Annotated in this window: 20 protein-coding genes; 15 read left to right on the plus strand and 5 right to left on the minus strand. The window is 70.0% G+C overall.

Annotated elements, in window-relative coordinates:
* The first annotated feature begins 6 nt into the window (after positions 1 to 6).
* The 5 genes from ABIN76_RS07995 (at position 7) to ABIN76_RS08015 (ending at position 5511) form a co-directional block, all read left to right on the plus strand.
* Positions 7 to 792: an ABC transporter ATP-binding protein gene (locus tag ABIN76_RS07995; RefSeq protein ID WP_346959181.1), complete on the plus strand. Its 786-nt coding sequence runs from the start codon at positions 7 to 9 to the stop codon at positions 790 to 792.
* Entirely contained in the window at positions 774 to 2345 is a 1572-nt protein-coding gene (locus ABIN76_RS08000) for a transporter (protein ID WP_346959182.1), read from the plus strand. The genes ABIN76_RS07995 and ABIN76_RS08000 overlap by 19 nt, the downstream gene beginning before the upstream one ends.
* 52 nt (positions 2346 to 2397) lie before the next feature.
* Positions 2398 to 3180 (plus strand): glucosamine-6-phosphate deaminase, encoded by a 783-nt coding sequence (gene nagB, locus ABIN76_RS08005; RefSeq protein ID WP_346959183.1) that lies wholly within the window; start codon positions 2398 to 2400, stop codon positions 3178 to 3180.
* Between the two features lie 29 nt (positions 3181 to 3209).
* The gene (locus ABIN76_RS08010; RefSeq protein WP_346959184.1) at positions 3210 to 3530 is read left to right on the plus strand and encodes a DUF3039 domain-containing protein; all 321 of its coding nucleotides are present in this window, start codon (positions 3210 to 3212) and stop codon (positions 3528 to 3530) included.
* A gap of 193 nt (positions 3531 to 3723) precedes the next feature.
* The gene (locus ABIN76_RS08015; protein ID WP_346959185.1) at positions 3724 to 5511 is read left to right on the plus strand and encodes a DEAD/DEAH box helicase; all 1788 of its coding nucleotides are present in this window, start codon (positions 3724 to 3726) and stop codon (positions 5509 to 5511) included.
* An 84-nt stretch (positions 5512 to 5595) separates the two neighbouring features.
* Here the strand turns inward: ABIN76_RS08015 and ABIN76_RS08020 are convergent, their stop codons facing one another.
* From ABIN76_RS08020 to ABIN76_RS08030, 3 genes are all read right to left on the minus strand, one after another.
* Positions 5596 to 5940, minus strand: coding sequence for a hypothetical protein (locus ABIN76_RS08020; protein ID WP_346959186.1), 345 nt, complete (start codon positions 5938 to 5940; stop codon positions 5596 to 5598).
* A gap of 76 nt (positions 5941 to 6016) precedes the next feature.
* Positions 6017 to 6670, minus strand: a complete 654-nt coding sequence (locus ABIN76_RS08025; RefSeq protein WP_346959187.1) for an isochorismatase family protein — start codon at positions 6668 to 6670, stop codon at positions 6017 to 6019.
* The gene (locus tag ABIN76_RS08030; protein ID WP_346959188.1) at positions 6671 to 7999 is read right to left on the minus strand and encodes a nicotinate phosphoribosyltransferase; all 1329 of its coding nucleotides are present in this window, start codon (positions 7997 to 7999) and stop codon (positions 6671 to 6673) included.
* A gap of 154 nt (positions 8000 to 8153) precedes the next feature.
* On the opposite strand from ABIN76_RS08030, the gene clpS reads away from it, so the two are divergent.
* The 6 genes from clpS to rdgB all read left to right on the plus strand — a co-directional run bounded on the left by clpS (position 8154) and on the right by rdgB (position 12663).
* Positions 8154 to 8522: an ATP-dependent Clp protease adapter ClpS gene (gene clpS / locus ABIN76_RS08035; protein ID WP_346959189.1), complete on the plus strand. Its 369-nt coding sequence runs from the start codon at positions 8154 to 8156 to the stop codon at positions 8520 to 8522.
* Positions 8515 to 9075, plus strand: a complete 561-nt coding sequence (locus ABIN76_RS08040; protein ID WP_346959190.1) for a DUF2017 domain-containing protein — start codon at positions 8515 to 8517, stop codon at positions 9073 to 9075. The genes clpS and ABIN76_RS08040 overlap by 8 nt, the downstream gene beginning before the upstream one ends.
* Positions 9076 to 9143: 68 nt before the next feature.
* Positions 9144 to 10226 (plus strand): glutamate racemase, encoded by a 1083-nt coding sequence (murI, locus tag ABIN76_RS08045; protein WP_346959191.1) that lies wholly within the window; start codon positions 9144 to 9146, stop codon positions 10224 to 10226.
* Positions 10223 to 11020 carry an MBL fold metallo-hydrolase gene (locus ABIN76_RS08050; protein ID WP_346959192.1) on the plus strand — a complete coding sequence of 266 codons (798 nt, stop codon included), beginning with the start codon at positions 10223 to 10225 and terminating at the stop codon, positions 11018 to 11020. The genes murI and ABIN76_RS08050 overlap by 4 nt, the downstream gene beginning before the upstream one ends.
* Positions 11021 to 11242: 222 nt before the next feature.
* Entirely contained in the window at positions 11243 to 12001 is a 759-nt protein-coding gene (rph, locus tag ABIN76_RS08055; RefSeq protein WP_346959193.1) for a ribonuclease PH, read from the plus strand.
* Entirely contained in the window at positions 11998 to 12663 is a 666-nt protein-coding gene (gene rdgB / locus ABIN76_RS08060; RefSeq protein ID WP_346959194.1) for an RdgB/HAM1 family non-canonical purine NTP pyrophosphatase, read from the plus strand. The genes rph and rdgB overlap by 4 nt, the downstream gene beginning before the upstream one ends.
* Before the next feature lie 92 nt (positions 12664 to 12755).
* On the opposite strand, the gene ABIN76_RS08065 is transcribed toward rdgB, so the two are convergent.
* Positions 12756 to 13523, minus strand: coding sequence for a VTT domain-containing protein (locus ABIN76_RS08065; protein WP_346959315.1), 768 nt, complete (start codon positions 13521 to 13523; stop codon positions 12756 to 12758).
* Positions 13524 to 13591: 68 nt separating this feature from the next.
* Between ABIN76_RS08065 and ABIN76_RS08070 the strand changes: the two genes are divergently transcribed.
* Entirely contained in the window at positions 13592 to 14632 is a 1041-nt protein-coding gene (locus ABIN76_RS08070) for an exonuclease domain-containing protein (protein ID WP_346959195.1), read from the plus strand.
* Between the two features lie 132 nt (positions 14633 to 14764).
* Positions 14765 to 15316 carry a DUF4395 domain-containing protein gene (locus ABIN76_RS08075; RefSeq protein ID WP_346959196.1) on the plus strand — a complete coding sequence of 184 codons (552 nt, stop codon included), beginning with the start codon at positions 14765 to 14767 and terminating at the stop codon, positions 15314 to 15316.
* On the opposite strand, the gene ABIN76_RS08080 is transcribed toward ABIN76_RS08075, so the two are convergent.
* On the minus strand, positions 15303 to 16457 hold the full coding sequence (locus ABIN76_RS08080; RefSeq protein WP_346959197.1) for an ADP-ribosylglycohydrolase family protein: 1155 nt from the start codon (positions 16455 to 16457) through the stop codon (positions 15303 to 15305). The genes ABIN76_RS08075 and ABIN76_RS08080 overlap by 14 nt on opposite strands.
* Before the next feature lie 172 nt (positions 16458 to 16629).
* On the opposite strand from ABIN76_RS08080, the gene ABIN76_RS08085 reads away from it, so the two are divergent.
* Positions 16630 to 16986, plus strand: a complete 357-nt coding sequence (locus ABIN76_RS08085; protein WP_346959198.1) for a DUF202 domain-containing protein — start codon at positions 16630 to 16632, stop codon at positions 16984 to 16986.
* Positions 16983 to 17321 (plus strand): DUF202 domain-containing protein, encoded by a 339-nt coding sequence (locus tag ABIN76_RS08090; protein WP_346959199.1) that lies wholly within the window; start codon positions 16983 to 16985, stop codon positions 17319 to 17321. The genes ABIN76_RS08085 and ABIN76_RS08090 overlap by 4 nt, the downstream gene beginning before the upstream one ends.
* The last annotated feature ends 44 nt before the right edge of the window (positions 17322 to 17365 follow it).

Raw genomic sequence — 17365 nt, forward strand, 5'->3', positions numbered from 1 at the left:
AACGACATGACTTTCGAACAACCGCACCCGCAACCGCCCGTCCCCGCGCTGGCGCTGCGCGGGCTGGCCAAGCGCTTCGGCACAAAGATCGCCGTCGACGGCATCAGCCTGGACGTTCCGGCCGGCTCCTTCTACGGGATCGTCGGCCCCAACGGCGCGGGCAAAACCACCACCTTGTCCATGGCCACCGGGCTGCTGCGGCCGGACTTCGGCACCGCCCTGGTCCACGGTGTGGATGTCTGGCAGCACCCGCTGGAGGCCAAGAAGCTGATGGGCGTGCTGCCGGACGGCGTCCGGCTCTTTGACCGGCTGACCGGCGAGCAGCTGGTGAGCTACGCGGGCCTGCTGCGCGGCATGGACCGGGAGGTGGTGGCGGCGCGCGTGGCGGAACTGCTCGCGGCCCTGGACCTCAGCCAGGACGCCGGCACGCTGGTGGTGGACTATTCCGCGGGTATGACCAAAAAGATCGCCCTCGCCTCCGCACTGATCCACGCGCCCCGGCTGCTGGTGCTGGACGAACCGTTCGAATCGGTGGACCCGGTCTCCGCCGCCAACATCCGCGACATCCTGGACCGCTACGTCGCCTCCGGTGGCACGGTCATCGTCTCCAGCCACGTGATGGACCTCGTGCAGCGGATGTGCGACCACGTCGCAGTCGTGGCCGGGGGTCGGGTGCTCGCCGCCGGCAGCGTCGACGCGGTCCGCGCCGGCGAGTCACTGGAGGACCGCTTTGTCCAGCTGGTGGGCGGCCGCAGCCACACGGAAGGGCTGGAATGGTTGCGCACCTTCTGAGGCTCAAGCTCACCCTGCTGCGCAACAGCCTCCGGCGCAGCCCGTGGCAGCTGGTGGGCCTGGGCATCGGGGCGCTGTACGCCCTGGGGATTGTGGGGCTCGGCGTCGCCGGGCTGCTGCTCCTGCGCCAGGCCGACGTCGGGACGGCGCAGACAGTGGTGGTGCTGGGCGGTGCCGCCGCGGTCCTGGGCTGGGCCGTTATCCCCCTGGTGGCTTCCGCGGCGGACATGACGTTGGACCCGGCCCGCTTCACGACCTTCGCCGTGCCGATGCCGCAGCTGCTGGCCGGCCTGGCCCTCGCCGGCCTGATCGGCATTCCGGGGGCGGCGACGTCGCTGGTTGCCCTGGCCACCGTGGGCACCTGGTCCAGGGGCTTCCTGGCCGCGTCCGGTGCCCTGGCCGGCGCCGTCCTCGGGGTGCTCACCTGCGTTGTGCTCTCCCGGGTGGTCACCACCGGCACCGTGGGACTGGCCAACTCCCGGCGCTTCAAGGACGTCAGCGCGGTCGCCTTCCTGATCCCGCTGGTCCTGATGGGACCGATCGTGGCCGGGGTTGCCCGCGGGATCGCCGGGTCCGCCGGGTTCGTCGCAGAGCTGGCGCGGTTCGTGGCGTGGACGCCCGTCGGGGCGGCCTGGGCGCTCGGCGGCGACCTCGCCGCGGGCAGCTACGGACCGGCCGCGTTGAAGCTGCTCATCGCCCTCGCCACCCTGGCCGGCCTGGCCCTGTGCTGGAGGCTGCTGTTGCAGCGCGCCCTCGTCACCCCGCCATACGCCGGCACCGCCAAGAAAAAGACCTCCGGGCTGGGCTTGTTCGCGCTGGTTCCGGCAACCCCCACCGGGGCGATCGTGGCCCGTTCGCTGAGCTACTGGCTGCGCGATCCGCGCTACGCCGGCTCCCTCGTGGTGGTGCCGCTGCTGCCGGTGCTGCTCTGGTTCCAGGCCAGCCAGTCCGGGTACTACGGAATCCTGCAGTTCGTCGGGCCACTGACCGCCTTCCTGCTGGCCTGGTCCATCTCCTCCGACGTCTCTTACGACAGCACCGCCTTCGCGCTGCACGTCTCCGCCGGCGTGCGCGGCCGGCAGGACAGGCTGGGGCGGGCCCTGGCGTGCCTGGTCTTCGCGCTCCCCGTGGTGCTGGTCTTCAGCATCGTGCCGATGTTCCTCACCGGCGACTGGCCGCTCCTGCCCGGGATCCTCGGCCTGGCCGTGGGCGTCCTGCTGACCGGCCTGGGCCTGTCCTCGGTCGTCTCGGCGCGGTACACCATGCCGGTGCCGCTGCCGGGTGACAGCCCGTTCAAGAAACCGCCGGGCAACGTGGCGCAGACCCTCGCCGTCCAGTTCGGCGGCATGGCGGTCCTGCTGCTGCTGGTGAGCCCGGAGGTGGCCCTCGTGGCGCTGCAGCTGGCCGGCGGCAGCACGGTGCCGGGCTGGATCGCCCTGGTGCTGGGCCCGGTCCTTGGCTCCGTCCTGTTCATTGCCGGGGTTCGGCTGGGCGGCCGATGGTTCGACTCGCGCGCCCCGGAACTGCTCGCGCGGCTGGCCGTCAACCGCTGACCGGGTCCGACGGCCCGGGCCGGAACGGCGCCAGTGGGGTAGCCTGCGGTTCATGGAAGTTGTCATCCTTCCCGGCGGCAAGCCGATCGCCGCCCTCGCCGCCGACGCGATCGAGGCCCTGCTGCGGCGCAAGCCCGACGCGGTCCTGGGCCTGGCCACCGGATCCTCGCCGCTGCCGGTGTACGAGGAACTCGCGCAGCGGCATGAGCGCGGCGGCCTCGACTTCAGCCGCGTCCGCGCCTTCACGCTGGACGAGTATGTGGGGCTCCCTGCCGGGCACCCCGAGGCCTACCGCGAGGTGATCCGGCGCGAATTTACCGACCGGGTGAACATCAGCCCGGACAACGTCCGCGGACCCGACGGGCAGGCCGCCGACATTCCCGCGGCCTGCCGGACCTACGAGGATGCCATCCGCGACGCCGGGGGAGTGGACCTGCAGCTCCTCGGGCTGGGCACGGACGGCCACATCGGCTTCAACGAACCGGGGTCCTCGCTGGCCTCCCGGACACGGATCAAAACCCTGATCGAGCAGACGCGGCGGGACAATGCCCGCTTCTTTGGCAGCCTGGCGGAGGTGCCGCACCACGTCCTCACCCAGGGCCTTGGCACCATCCTGGAGGCCCGGCACGTCATCCTCATCGCCACCGGCGCGCAGAAGGCCCAGGCCGTCCGCGACCTCGCCGAGGGGCCGGTCGCCGCCATCTGCCCGGCCTCGGTCCTGCAGCTGCATCCGCACGCCACGGTCCTGCTGGACGAAGCGGCGGCCTCCTCGCTGCGGCTCGCCGACTTCTACCGGCACAGTTACGACGGCAAACCGCGCTGGCAGGGTTTGTAACGACGGTGGTGTCTGTTCCAGCGGCTAAGATGGATGTCATGACCAGCATGACGGATCCCTTGGAAAACGACCCGATGCGTGAGCTCTCCGGAGCCGGGACGTCGACGGCCACGATTGAGCGCGAGGAACTGCGCCAGGAAGTGGAGCCGGGCGACCGGGAGCGCTTCTCGCACTACGTGCGCAAGGAAAAGATCATGGAGTCCGCCCTGTCAGGTGAACCCGTCATTGCCCTCTGCGGCAAGGTGTGGACGCCCGGCCGCGACCCGAAGAAATTTCCGGTCTGCCCGGAGTGCAAAGAGGTCTACGAGGGCCTGCGCCCGGGCGGCGACGGCGGAGACTCCGGTAAATAAGGCCGTTCAAACAGGCCACCCGCGCCGCGCGGCCTGATCCGCGGCGGCTGGCGGCGCTGTGCCGCCGCTGCCCTCCGGCACTGCGGTATCCGCCGCGATTCTGCTGTCCGGTTCATCCGAAAAGATTGGTGTTTTTGTGCTTATTTGGGCTTCTCCGGAACCGGTTGCCGTGTGCGGATCGGAGGCCTGCTAAGTGACAGAGACACTCTTTGGCGGACCCGTGCTGCCGCCCGCGTACCCGGAGCGGGCCGCCTGGGGCACCGCGCCGAAGCTGCGTGCCTGGCAGCAGGAAGCCCTGGACAGCTACTTCAGCACCCACCCCAAGGACTTCCTGGCGGTCGCAACGCCGGGCGCCGGCAAGACCACGTTCGCGCTGCGCGTGGCCTCGATGCTGATCGAGGCCGGCGTCGTGAACCGGGTGACTATCGTCGCCCCGACGGACCACCTGAAACGGCAGTGGGCCGACGCGGCAGCCAAGGTCGGCATCGCCATCGACCCGAACTTCAAGAACGCGGACGGCCAGCACGGCCGCGGCTTCATCGGCGTCGCGGTCACCTACGCCCAGGTGGCCAGCAAACCGATGCTGCACCGGGCCAAGACCGAGGCGGCGCGCACGCTGGTGATCCTGGACGAGATCCACCACGGCGGCGAAGCGCTCTCCTGGGGTGACGGGCTGCGCGAGGCCTTCGACCCCGCGGCCCGGCGCCTGTCGCTGACCGGTACGCCGTTCCGCTCGGACACCTCGCCGATCCCGTTCGTCGAATACGCCGAGGACCGCGACGGCATCCGCCGCTCCAAGGCCGACTACACGTACGGCTACGGCAAGGCCCTGCGCGACCACGTGGTCCGCCCGGTGATGTTTATGGCCTACTCCGGCCAGATGCGCTGGCGGACCAGCGCCGGGGACGAGATGGCCGCGTCCCTCGGCGAAGCCGCCGTCACCAAGGACATCACCTCCCAGGCCTGGCGGACCGCGCTGAACCCTGCCGGAGAGTGGATTCCGGCTGTGCTGGCCGGCGCGGACAAGCGCCTGAGCGAGGTGCGGCGCACCGTGCCCGACGCCGGCGGCCTGGTCATCGCCACCGACCACGACGACGCCCGGGCCTACGCCGGGCAGTTGAAGAGGATCACCGGCGAATCACCCACCGTGATCCTCTCCGACGACGCGAAGGCCTCGTCCAAGATCGAGGAGTTCTCCGCCGGCGAGAAGCGCTGGATGGTCGCGGTCCGGATGGTGTCCGAAGGCGTCGACGTCCCGCGGCTGTCGGTCGGCGTCTACGCGACCTCCACCTCCACCCCGCTGTTCTTCGCCCAGGCCGTGGGCCGCTTCGTGCGCGCCCGCAAGCGCGGCGAGACGGCGTCGGTGTTCCTGCCCTCCGTGCCGCAGCTGATGGCACTGGCGAACTCCATGGAAGCCGAGCGCGACCACGCCCTGGACCGTCCGGAGAAGGAAGACGCCGACGGGCTCTTCAACCCGGAGGACTCGCTGATGGACGAGGCGAACCGCGAGGAGAAGGCCTCCGACACCCTGATGAAGGGCAAGTTCGAGGCGCTCGACTCGCAGGCCTCCTTCGACCGGGTGCTGTTCGACGGCGGTGAGTTCGGGACCGGCGGCGAGGTGGGCTCGGAGGACGAGCTGGACTTCCTCGGGATCCCCGGCCTGCTCGACGCCGAACAGGTCGGCACCCTGCTGCGCCAGCGCCAGCACGAGCAGCTGAACCGCAAGAACAAGCGTTCCCCGCAGGGAGCAGCCGCGGCGGAGGCCGCGCCCGCCGTGCCGGACCACCGGATGCTGATGGACCTGCGCACCGAACTGGCGAAGAACGTGGCGGCCTGGTCCGCGCGGACCGGGACCCCGCACGGCGTCATCCACACCAAGCTGCGGACGGTCTGCGGCGGCCCTCCCGTGGCGCAGGCCAACGAGGAGCAGCTGCAGACGCGGCTGCGCAAGCTCCAGGACTGGTTCATCGGCCGGAAGTAGCCGCCGGCGGCAGCCCCGGCAGGCCGCGGGGCGCAAAAAAAGGGACCGGGGTCACCCGGTCCCTTTTTGTCTGCGGTGTTCCCGCTACTGGGCGGCGCCGCAGGTCTGCGAGAGCGACTGGCCGGCCGCGGTGTACTTGGCCTTGAGCTCGTCAAGCTTGGCGGCGTCCGAATCCTTCTTCGCGGACTCGTCCAGGTAGTCCAGGATCGACTGCAGCGGAGCCTGCAGCTCCTCGGAGGCGGTCGCCTCGATGGGCCGGATCTGGTTCGCCAGCCGGGTCATGCCGAACTTGTCCGAGCCGGACGTCGGCGACGCGGTGATGGTCTTGATGCGGGCGCAGGTTTCCTCGTTGGTCATCTTCGGGGCCGAGCAGGCGGCTGCGCCGAGCAGGGTCCCGGCAGCGATCAGGACGGTCAGGGTCTTCTTCATGGTGTACTCCGGGAATTTACGGGTCCGACGTTACTGGCAAGGGTTCCGAGTCTACTGTGGTTCGGGGGAGGCGGGCTCAGGCGAGGTCGACGCCGCCGAGCTCCATCTCCGCAAACGCGTCCTCGAGGTCCTCCGCGATCCCCACGGTGAGACCGCGCGGGACGGTGACCGAGTAGCCGGCCTGGACGGCGTCCAGCGCGGTGGCCTTCACGCAATGGTCGGTGGCGATGCCCACCACCACGACCTCTTCGACGTCGTGGCTCTGCAGCCAGTCGTCCAGGCCGATGGCGTCCTCGTCCGCGGCGAAAGCCCCAGCGGCGTCGCCGGCCCCGGTTCCGGCGACAGGAAGCGACCCGGGCTTGCGGTCGCCGGTGGGGACGGCGTCGTCCGGGGCGAGCAGCCCCTCAAACCCCGAGTACGCCGCGGTGAACTGGCCCTTGCGGAAGTAGGCCTGGATGTACTCGGTGTCCAGGTCCGGGTGCAGCTCCGCGCCGCGGGTGCCGGCGACGCAATGCGGCGGCCAGCTGTCGACGAAGTCCGGTTGCTCCGAGAAGTGCGCGCCCGGCTCGATGTGCCAGTCCTGCGTGGCCACGACGTGGTCGAACTGCCCGTGATGGGCGTCAACGTATTCGCTGATCTCGGCGGCCAGGGCCGCCCCGCCCTCGACCGGGAGCGCCCCGCCCTCACAGAAATCGTTCTGCACGTCAACGATGATCAAGGCACGGGACATTCAGTCCTCCTCGTAGATGGTGGGGATGGCCGCTTCGCCGCGCTGGAGCCGGTTGACCACGGCCGGGAGCTCCTTCATGCTGTCCGCGTGCCGCTGCCGGGCCCGCACCACACCCTCCGGCCCGGTCCAGCCGGGCAGCAGCTCGCCGTTCTTGATGAACTGCTGCAGCAGCTGCCGGTCGTTGCCGTCGTCGTCCGGGCGGTGCCCGATCCCGACGATCTCCTGGCTGGCGGTGCCGCGTTCGTTGAGCTTGCGCAGTGCGTACTTCCGTCCGCCCTTGCTGGTCTTGTTCTTGGCCGCCTTGGCTACCGGAACGAAGTCGCCGGCGTCGTCGGTGCGGCTGACCAGCTTGTAGACCATGCTCGCCGTCGGCGCGCCGGAGCCGGTCACCAGCGAGGTGCCGACGCCGTAGGAGTCCACCGGCGCGGACTGCAGCGCGGCAATGGCGAATTCGTCGAGGTCCGAGGTGACGATGATCCGGGTGTTCTCATTGCCCAGCTGGTCCAGCAACTGGCGCACCCACTGCGCCTGCGCCACGAGGTCGCCGGAATCCAGCCGCACCGCGCCCAGCTTGTCGCCGGCCAGTTCGACGGCGGTGCGGACGGCCGCCTCGACGTCGTACGTGTCCACCAGCAGGGCGGTGCCGGCGCCCATCGAGGCGATCTGCGCCTCGAAGGCCTCGCGCTCGGTGTCGTGCAGCAGGGTGAAGGAGTGGGCTGCCGTGCCCACCGTCTTGATCCCGTAGCGGCGGCCGGCCTCAAGGTTGGAGGTGCTGTCGAACCCGGCGATCACGGCGGCGCGGGCGGCGGCGACGGCGGATTCCTCCTGGGTCCGGCGGGAACCCATCTCGACGCAGGGCCGGGACCCGGCGGCGGTGATCATGCGGGAGGCCGCGGAGGCGATGGCGCTGTCGTGGTTGAGGATCGAAAGGATGTACGTCTCGAGGATGCAGGCCTCGGCGAAGGTGGATTCGACGATCAGGATGGGGGAGTTGGGGAAGTACGCCTCGCCCTCCGCGTAACCCCAGATGTCGCCGGAGAACGAGAAGTTGGCCAGGTACTCCAAGGTCTCCTCGTTGACCACCTTGGTCCGGCGCAGGAAATCGATCTCGGCGTCGCCGAAGCGGAAGTCGGCGATCCCCTCCAGCAGCCGGCCGGTGCCCGCCACGATGCCGTAGCGCCGGCCGTCCGGCAGCCGGCGCGCGAAGGCTTCGAACACCGACTTGCGGTGGGCGGCGCCGGAATGCAGCGCGGCCTGCAGCATGGTCAGCTCGTAGTGGTCGGTGTACAGGGACGTGCGGGGATGGTCCCAGCCAGCTGAGGTACTCACAAATTCACTCTAGTCCCCACCGGCTCCCACGTCTCGCTACGCTTCGCCGCGGGGCCCTCGCCGGTGTGGGCCCACCCACCGGGCCCCGCGTCTCGCTTCGCTTCGCCGCGGGGCCCTCGCCGGCGTGGGCCCACCCTCCCCATAGAATGGACAGATGACCCTCAGCGTTGCGCTCGGCCCTGACACCCAGGAGAGCACCCAGACCGGAACAGCGTCGTCGACCGACGTCCTGACCGCCCCGGACATCCCTTGGAACCTTGTGATCTGGAATGATCCGGTGAACCTGATGAGCTATGTGAGCTACGTGTTCCGCAGCTACTTCGGCTACTCCGAGGCGAAGGCCAACAAACTCATGCTGGAGGTCCACAAGAAGGGCCGCTCGATCGTGGCGCACGGCAGCAAGGAGCAGGTGGAGCAGCACGCGGTGGCGATGCACGGCTACGGCCTGTGGGCCACGGTGGAGAAGGCCAGCGGCGGCCATGGCGGCAACGGATCAGGCAAGGGCAAGGGAAAACGTGGCTAAGGCGTTCAAATACGGGCTCAAGGGCATCACCGGCTATCTGGAGCCGGCCGAGCGGGACCTGCTGCGCAGCCTCTTCGATGACGTCATTTCCATGCTGGCGCCGGAGGAACGTGCCAACCAGGACCCGCTGGCCGCGCTTGTCGGGCTGGACGCCGAAGCCCGTGAGCCGTCGGACCGCGCCCTGCGCCGGCTGCTGCCCAACGTGATGAAGGACGATGACCAGGCCTCCCTCGAGTTCCGCCGGTACACCGAGCGCTCGCTGCGGGAGAGCAAGATCGGGGCGTTGAAGGCCGCGGCCCTGGGCCTGGACAAGGACGAGCTGGTGCTGACGCCCGCGGACGCCCGGCACTGGTCCACCGCGCTCAACGACGTACGGCTGGTGCTCGCCGAGCGGCTCGACATCCGGGACGACGCCGACGCCGAGCACGTCCACCGGATGCAGGACTGGTCCCAGGCCGAGGACGTGGAAAGCTACCTAGCCCTGGTCTACAACTTCACCACCTGGCTGCAGGAATCCCTGGTCCAGGCGATGCTGGCCTCGCTCGAGGCGTAGCGCCTGCAAGGTCGCGGCCGTCCCGGCCGCCTGTGACTTATCAGACACGAGTTGCTCGACACAATGTGATGGCTGCACCTGTAGCGAAGCCCTATCCTCGAATAATCATGACTTCAGCATCGAGCACGGATCCGGCAGCGCAAGCTGCGGCGGAGACCGCAGCGGGCAGCACCGGGGAGTCCCGGCCGGGGGAGCGTCCGATCGGCGTCTTCGATTCCGGCGTCGGCGGCCTGACGGTGGCACGGTCCATTATTGACCAGCTGCCCAACGAATCCATCCTGTACGTCGGCGACACCGCGCACGGGCCCTACGGTCCGCTGCCAATCGCCGAGGTCCGCGCCAACGCGCTCGGCGTGATGGACGAACTCGTCGACTCCGGCGTCAAGTTGCTCACCATCGCCTGCAATTCGGCGTCCGCGGCCGTGCTCCGCGACGCCCGGGAACGCTACACGGCCCGGTACGGCATCCCCGTGATCGAGGTGATCCAGCCCGCCGTCCGCCGCGCGGTCGCGGCCACCCGCAACGGCCGGATCGGCGTGATCGGCACCTCGGCCACCGTCGGCTCCCGGGCCTACGAGGACACCTTCGCGGCGGCCCCGGACCTGGAGATCACCTCGGCGGCCTGCCCGGCCTTCGTCTCCTACGTGGAGGCCGGCATCACCACCGGCCCGGAGCTGCTCGCCGTCGCCCGCGAATACCTGGCCTCGCTCAAGGCCGCCGGCGTGGACACCGTGGTGCTGGGCTGCACCCACTACCCGCTGCTCACCGGCGTGATTTCCTACGTTATGGGCGAGGACGTCACGCTGGTCTCCAGCGCGGAGGAAACTGCCAAGGACGTCTACCGCGCCCTGGCCTCGCGCGGCCTCGAACGCACCGGTACCACCGCCCCGGAACACCACTTCATCGCCACCGGCGACGCCGCGCAGTTCGAGCACCTGGCCCGCCGTTTCCTCGGCCCGGAGGTGCTCAGCGTCCGCCACGTGGACCACGTCGCCGCGCAGTACCCCACCGGCAGCCTGGCCCGGATCACGCCGGAGATGATTGCCGCCGCGCAGGCCTCCGCCGGCCGGCCCCGGATCTCCAACTTCGTCTCCTCCGATGTTGACGCCCCGGCTTCCCCGCTGGCCGGCTTCGGGAGGTCCGGCCGGTGAAGCTGACCATCGTGGGCTGCACCGGATCCTTTCCGGGGCCCGGCTCGCCGGCGTCGTGCTACCTGCTGACCGCGCACGACGGCGAGCGGAGCTGGAAGATCGTGCTGGACCTGGGCAGCGGCGCGCTCGGCGCCATCCAGCGGTACACCGACCTGGAGGACATTGACGGTATCTTCCTGACCCACCTGCACCCGGACCACTGCATGGACCTGTGCGGCCTCCACGTCGCGGTGCGCTGGAAGCCGGGCGGCTGGGGACGGGGCCGGATCCCGGTCTGGGGGCCCGCGGCGACCGCGGACCGGATGGCCACCGCGTACGGCCTGGACCTGGACCCGGGCATGCATGAGGAGTTCGACTTCAGCAACTGGTCCGAGCGCAAGCCCGTGGCGATGGGCCCGTTCACCGTCACCCCGTACGCGGTCAACCACCCCGTCGAGGAGGCGTATGCCCTGCGGGTGGAGGTCACTGAACCGGACAAGGACGGCACCCCGGTCACCCGGGTGCTCAGTTACTCGGGGGACACCGACTCCTGCGGCGGCCTCGAGGACGCCGCCCGGGACGCGGACCTGTTCCTGTGCGAGGCGGCGTTCGAGGAGGGCCGCGACGACGGCATCAAGGACGTCCACCTGACCGGCAAACGTGCCGCCGAAGCGGCCGTGGCCGCCGGTGCGCGGCGGCTGCTGCTGACCCACATCCCGGTCTGGACGTCGCCGACGAAGGTGATGGGGGAGGCCAAGGAGGTCTTCGGCCAGCACGTGGCGGTCGCGGTCGCGGGAGTGCACTACACCGTCTGAGCCGGCGACCCCGCAGGATCCTCCCTCACGTTTGACCGGAAACCCACCGATCCTCCCTCACGTTTGACCGGAAACCCACCGATCCTCCCTCACGTTTGACCGGAAACCCACCGATCCTCCCTCACGTGATCTGCGGGAGGGTGGCGTTGGGGGCGGTGTGATCTGCGGGAGGGTGGCGGCGTCGGGGGCGGCGCGCGGCGCCGGGTCGATATGCTGGAAGGCATGACTTCCGAAGCTCTTACCGCCCCCGTCATCCGCGCCGATGGCCGCACCCCCGACCAGCTCCGCCCGATCAGCATCACCCGCGGCTGGTCCAAGCAGGCCGAAGGTTCGGCCCTGATCGAGTTCGGCAACACCCGGGTGCTCTGCACGGCTTCGCTCACCGAAGGCGTGCCGCGCTGGCTCAAGGGTGAGGGCCGCGGTTGGGTCACCGCTGAGTACGCGATGCTGCCGCGGGCCACTAACACCCGCTCCGCGCGCGAGTCCGTCAAGGGCAAGATCGGCGGCCGCACGCACGAGATTTCCCGGCTGATCGGACGCTCGCTGCGCTCCATCATCGATACTAAGGCCCTCGGCGAAAACACCATCGTGTTGGACTGCGATGTCCTGCAGGCCGACGGCGGCACCCGCACGGCCGCGATCACCGGCGCCTACGTCGCGCTGGCCGAAGCGATCCGCTACGCGCGGGAGAACAAGCTGATTGCCCGCAACGCCCAGCCCCTGGTAGACACCATCGCCGCGGTTTCGGTGGGCATCATCGACGGCGTGCCGATGCTGGACCTGCCATACGTGGAGGACGTCCGGGCCGAGACCGACATGAACGTCGTGGTGACGGGCTCGGGCAAGTTCGTGGAGGTACAGGGCACGGCCGAGGGCGCGCCGTTCGACCGCGACGAACTCAACAAGCTGCTGGACCTGGCCCTGCTGGGCACGGAGCAGCTTGCCGCGATCCAGCGCGACACCCTGGCTGAGGCCCCGTGAGCGGCCTCCCCGCCGGCAGCGGCACGGACCGGCCGGTCCTGGTCCTCGCGACCCACAACCAGGGCAAGCTCCGGGAACTCCGCGAGCTGCTGCGCGGGCAGCTGCCCGGCCTCGACGTCGACACGCAGGTGGTGGATGCCGGCGCCGTCGGCGCTCCCGACGTCGCCGAGACGGGCGTGACCTTTGCCGAGAACTCGCTGCTCAAGGCGCGGGCGGTGGCGGCGGCCACCGGGCTGGTCGCAATCGCCGACGACTCCGGCTTGGCCGTGGACGTCTTGGGCGGCGCGCCCGGCATCTTTTCTGCCCGCTGGGCCGGCAGGCACGGCGACGACGCCGCGAACCTCCAGCTGCTGCTGGACCAGCTCTCCGACGTGCCGGATGACTTCCGCGGCGCCGCGTTTGTCTGCGCCGCCGCCCTCGCGGTCCCGGCGTCGGCCGGCGGGGAAGCCCGTGAGGTGGTGGAATACGGCCAGCTGGAAGGCACCCTTTTGCGGGAGCCGCGCGGGGCCGGCGGCTTTGGCTACGATCCGGTGCTTCAGCCGAGCGGACTGGACCGCAGCTGCGCCGAGCTCAGCCCGGAGGAAAAGAATGCCATCAGCCACCGGGGGCATGCCTTCCGGGCGCTGCTGCCGGCGATCGTGGAGGCCTTGGCCGGGAGGTAGCGCCGGACTGAGACAACGTAAAAGGAGGGCGCCCCACGGTGTGGGGCGCCCTCCTTTTGGGCCGTGTCCGCAATGCCTGCTCCCTACCGGAGCTACGGCGTCTTGCGCTCTTCCTCGGGCTCGTGCTCCTCGATGAATTCCTCGACCAGGCCCGTGCCGTATTTCTCGGCCTGACGCTTGGCGACGAAGCCGCGGATCACTTCAATGCCGATCGGGATGACCGAGAGGAGCACGATCGCGATGAAGATAATGTCCAGGTTGTCGCGGACCCACGGCACCTTGTCGCCCAGCAGGTAGCCCAGCAGGGTGACGCCGCCGCCCCAGAGCACGGCGCCGATCACGTTGTAGGTGAAGAACTTGCGCTTGCTCATCTGGGCCACGCCGACGATCACCGGGACGAAGGTCCGGATGATGGGGACGAAGCGGGCCAGGATCAGCGCCTTGCCGCCGTGCTTCTCGAAGAACGCATGCGCGCTTTCGACGTTCTCGCGCTTGAACAGCTTCGAGTCTGGCTTGTTGAAGATGGCCGGGCCGGCCTTGGAACCAATCAGGTAGCCGGCCTGGTTGCCGATGATCGCGGCAACCACGATCAGCGCCGCGAACGCCCAGATGTTGAACTTGATCGTGTCCGTCGCCACGAGCAGCCCGGCCGTGAACAACATCGAATCGCCCGGCAGGAAGAAGCCGATCAGCAGTCCGGTCTCGGCGAAGATGATGCCGCACACCAGCAAGACGACCCACGGCGCGAGCGCCGGGTCGGCCAGGAAGACCTGGGGGTTGAGCCAGTCGGGCAGGAACGAGGCCAGGTGCGGCTGGACCGGTCCGGCGCCTCCGAAAGTGGTCACGGCGAAGTCGTGCAGGGTGTAAGGGTTCACCTATCTAGGGTACTTGACGGGGCTCTGCCCGATCCGGCGGTAAAGTTTGGAGCGTGGGTTTGGACTTTACGGCGATCGACTTTGAGACCGCGAACGGCTTCCGCGGCTCGCCGTGCGCCGTCGGCCTGAGCAAGGTGCGCGGCGGCGTCGTCGTTGAGGAAGCCTCCTGGCTGATGCGGCCGCCGGCGAACCACGACGCTTTTGACCACCACAACGTGCGCATCCACGGCATCCGGCCCGAGCAGGTGGCCGGCCTGCCACGCTTCGGGGACCTGTTCCCCGAGATCGGCGCGTTCATCGGCGGCGACGTGCTGGCCGCCCACAACGCCGCCTTCGACCTGGGTGTGATCCGTTCCGGCCTGGAGGTTTCCGGTCTGCCCGGCCCGGCCTACGACTATGTCTGCACCGTCATGCTTTCCCGGCGCTGCTACTCGCTGGTGTCCAACTCGTTGCCGTACGCCGCCGAGGAGGCCGGTGTCCCGCTGCTGAACCACCACGACGCGGCCGAGGATGCCCGGGCCTGCGCCGGCATTCTGATCGACATCGCCGCCCGCAACGGCGCCAACAGCATCGCGGAACTCCACCTCTCGCTCGGGCTGACGGTGTCCAGCCAGCCGGCCTTCGACCCGCGCCGGGATCCGCTCTCCAAGGCCACCCGGTCCGCCCTCGAGGCACTGGCCGGCAGGCAGGGCACCGGGCAGGGCACGGCCCCCGCGGCCCGCCCGTTCCGGCCCGGCTGGCCGGAAGAGGGCGCCAACCCGGTGCCCAACGCCGGGGCCGAACCGGACCACCCCCTGTTCGGGCAGACCGTCGTGTTCACCGGCGAGCTGGCGATTCCGCGGCCCGAGGCAAAACTGCGCTCCGCCGAGCTGGGCGCCCGGCCCGAGAGCCGCGTTACTGCACGCACCACGGTCCTGGTGGTGGGGGACGGGTTTGTCGCGGCCGACCTGCGTTCGGGCCGGCTGACCGGCAAGGCGCGCCGGGTCCTGGAACTGCATGAACGCGGCCAGCGGATCGAGGTCCTCTCCGAGGGGGAGTTCCTGCAGATGGTCGGCGGCCACGTCGGCGCCGCAGCGGTGGCCCAGGCCGGTTAGGCCGGCGGTTCGATTGCGTCCGGGCGCCGTTCAGCGGTCCGAAGGCAGCGGCCCGCCCGTGCTGCTCCGCCTGCAGGTCATACTGCGCAACAAACATTTCGCCCGTGCCCGGGCCGCTCCTAGCCTTGAACGATGAGCAAACTGATCTCTGCACCGGCACGCCCACCGCAGACTCCCGCCGGTGACCCGCGGAGCGGAATCGACTGGGCCAAGGTGTTCGCCTTCCCCAATCCGGTGAATGAGTACTCGGCGCGGATCACTGCGGCGCTGGTGGTCCTGCTCTCCCTCGTGACGCTTTTGACCGGGTTCGGCTGGGGGCTGGCGGTCATCGCCGCCGGGTTCTGGCTGCGGGTGCTGTTCGGGCCCCGGATTTCGCCCTTCGGCGTGCTCTCGGTCAAGGTCCTGACGCCGCTGCTGGGCAAGAAGCGGCTGGTCCCCGGGCCGCCGAAGCGCTTCGCGCAGGGCATCGGCGCTGCCGTCTCCACGGCGGCCGCCGCGCTTTTCGCTGCGGGTCTGGCGCCTGCCGCCTGGATCCTGCTCGCAGTGCTCATCCTTGCCGCCTCGCTGGAGGCCTTCGCCGGCTTCTGCCTCGGCTGCGCGGTCTTCGGGCTGCTGCAGCGCCGCGGCCTCATCCCCGAGGATGTCTGCGAAGCCTGCAACAACATTTCGCTCAGGCGCCCGTAACTGCCGCCAGCCGCTCGGCCATGCCGCGGATCACCTCCGGGGCCTCAAGCGCCGCCAGCCAGTCCGCCGGCAGGCAGTCCTCACCGTAGTGCGCCCCGAGGATGTTGCCAGCGATCGAAGCGGTGGAGTCACTGTCACCGCTGTGGTTCACCGCCACCGCGATCGCGGCCCGGAAGTGCTCCGCCGGGCCCGCGGCGCCGGCCGCCGTCGGGTCCGGGGCTGTGGCCAGCACGGCGTAGAGCCCGACGGCGAGAGCCTCCTCGGCCACCCACCCCTCGCCCAGTTCCCGCACCAGTTCCTCGGCGTCGAGCAGGCCGCCGGCGCCGTCGGCCGCGCCGCCGGCCCCCGGTGCTGCCGCTGCGGCCAGGCGCAGTGCCGCTGCCAGACGGTCCACCAAGGCCGGATCGGGATCTTCGCCCTTCGGCAGCCGGCCTTCCTGCAGTTGCGAGAGCGCGGCGCCGGCGGCTTCATGCAGGTCCTTGCCGCTGACCAGCGCATGGATCAGCAGGCTGAACACGCCCGCGCTCTGCCGGGCCGAGGGGTGCCCGTGGGTCAGGGACGCCGCATCTGCGCTCATCTTGTACACCGCGTCCGCCGCGACGTACGGGATCAAGCCGAACGGGGCCGACCGCATCACCGTGCCGCAGCCCTTGGACTCCGGGTTCACCGGCCGGTACACGGTTCCCATTTCCCCGGTGGCGAGGCCGCTGAGGCAGGCGTTGCCCGGGGCGCGGCGGTGCCGGAGCACGTCGTGGCTGTCGATCCAGCGCGGCGGCTGGAACGGCGCGGACTCCGGCAGCTTGACGCCCTGGCTGGCCAGCCAGCGCAGGTAGGCAAGCCAGAGGCAAGAATTCGTGTCCGCCGCCACGCCCGAATTCGCCCACTCGAGCGCCTCCAGCAGGCCGTCCACGGTGTACAGCGTCATCTGGGTGTCGTCGGAGAAGTGGCTGCCGCCGTCGAGCGCGGTGAAGTCCCGCAGCCCGGCGGGTCCGTACGTGGCGCGGATCGCGTCGATCTTCTCGAATTCCACGGCGTAGCCAAGCGAATCGCCCAGCGCCCCTCCCAGCAGGCAGGCGTGGATGCGGGACTTGTGGGACGGCGCAGGGGCTGCCGCCGGGATGCTGCCGGGCTCAGAGCTCATGCCTTCAAATTTACCCGGTGCGGGAGCCGGAGAGGGCCCCGTACGTCACGGGTGCCCGCCATATCCCGGTAGGGTGCTGTTGGCGCCGTCTTGGTCCCGGCGCCTTCGCGGTCCCGGCGCCTTCGCGGACCCAACCAGCGGACCCAACCAGCGGACCCAGCAGGGGAGAGCGATGCGCGAACCAGCGTGGCGGAAGACAGGCAGCACGCCCGACTACAGGTTTACGCTGGCCAACGAGCGGACCTTCCTGGCCTGGCTGCGAACCTCACTGGCCCTGATCGCGGGTGCCCTGGCCATCGACCAGCTGGCGCCCAACATTGCCCCGGCTCCCTTGCGCATCGCCATCTGCGTCGTGCTGGCGCTCCTTGGCGCCGGACTGGCAGCGCTCGCGTACCACCGCTGGGGCCGGATGGAAGCCGCCATGCGCAACAACCGGGAACTGCCCTACTCCGGGCTGATGCTGGTCATGACCGTCGGCGTCGCCATCGCCGCGCTCACCATTGCAATCCTGATATTCATCGCCCGGTGACAGCGCCGCCGCGGGACCCCGGGCTGCAGCCGGAGCGCACCACCCTGTCCTGGGGCCGGACCCTGCTGGCCCTCGCCGTCGCCGACCTGTTTATCTGGCGCACCTGGGCACTGTCCGGACCGGGGACCGGCACCCCGGGCAGCTTTGACTACCTTGGCCTGTGCGCCGCCGCGGCGCTCGGCTCCACCGCGGTCCTGCTGATCTGCGTGCGGTTGCGCTCCCGGCAGCTACGCTCGTCGTCCGGCGCTGCCCCGGCGCTGCTGATGTTCGGTGCGACCGCCGCCGTTCTGGCGCTCGCCGCGAGCACGGTGGCTGCGATCGCCCTTGGTCCGTAGCGGCCGGCGGGGCTCCAGCCAACGCCCAGACTCCGCTGGCAGAC

This window comes from uncultured Arthrobacter sp. (genome assembly GCF_964021775.1).
Classification (GTDB): domain Bacteria; phylum Actinomycetota; class Actinomycetes; order Actinomycetales; family Micrococcaceae; genus Arthrobacter.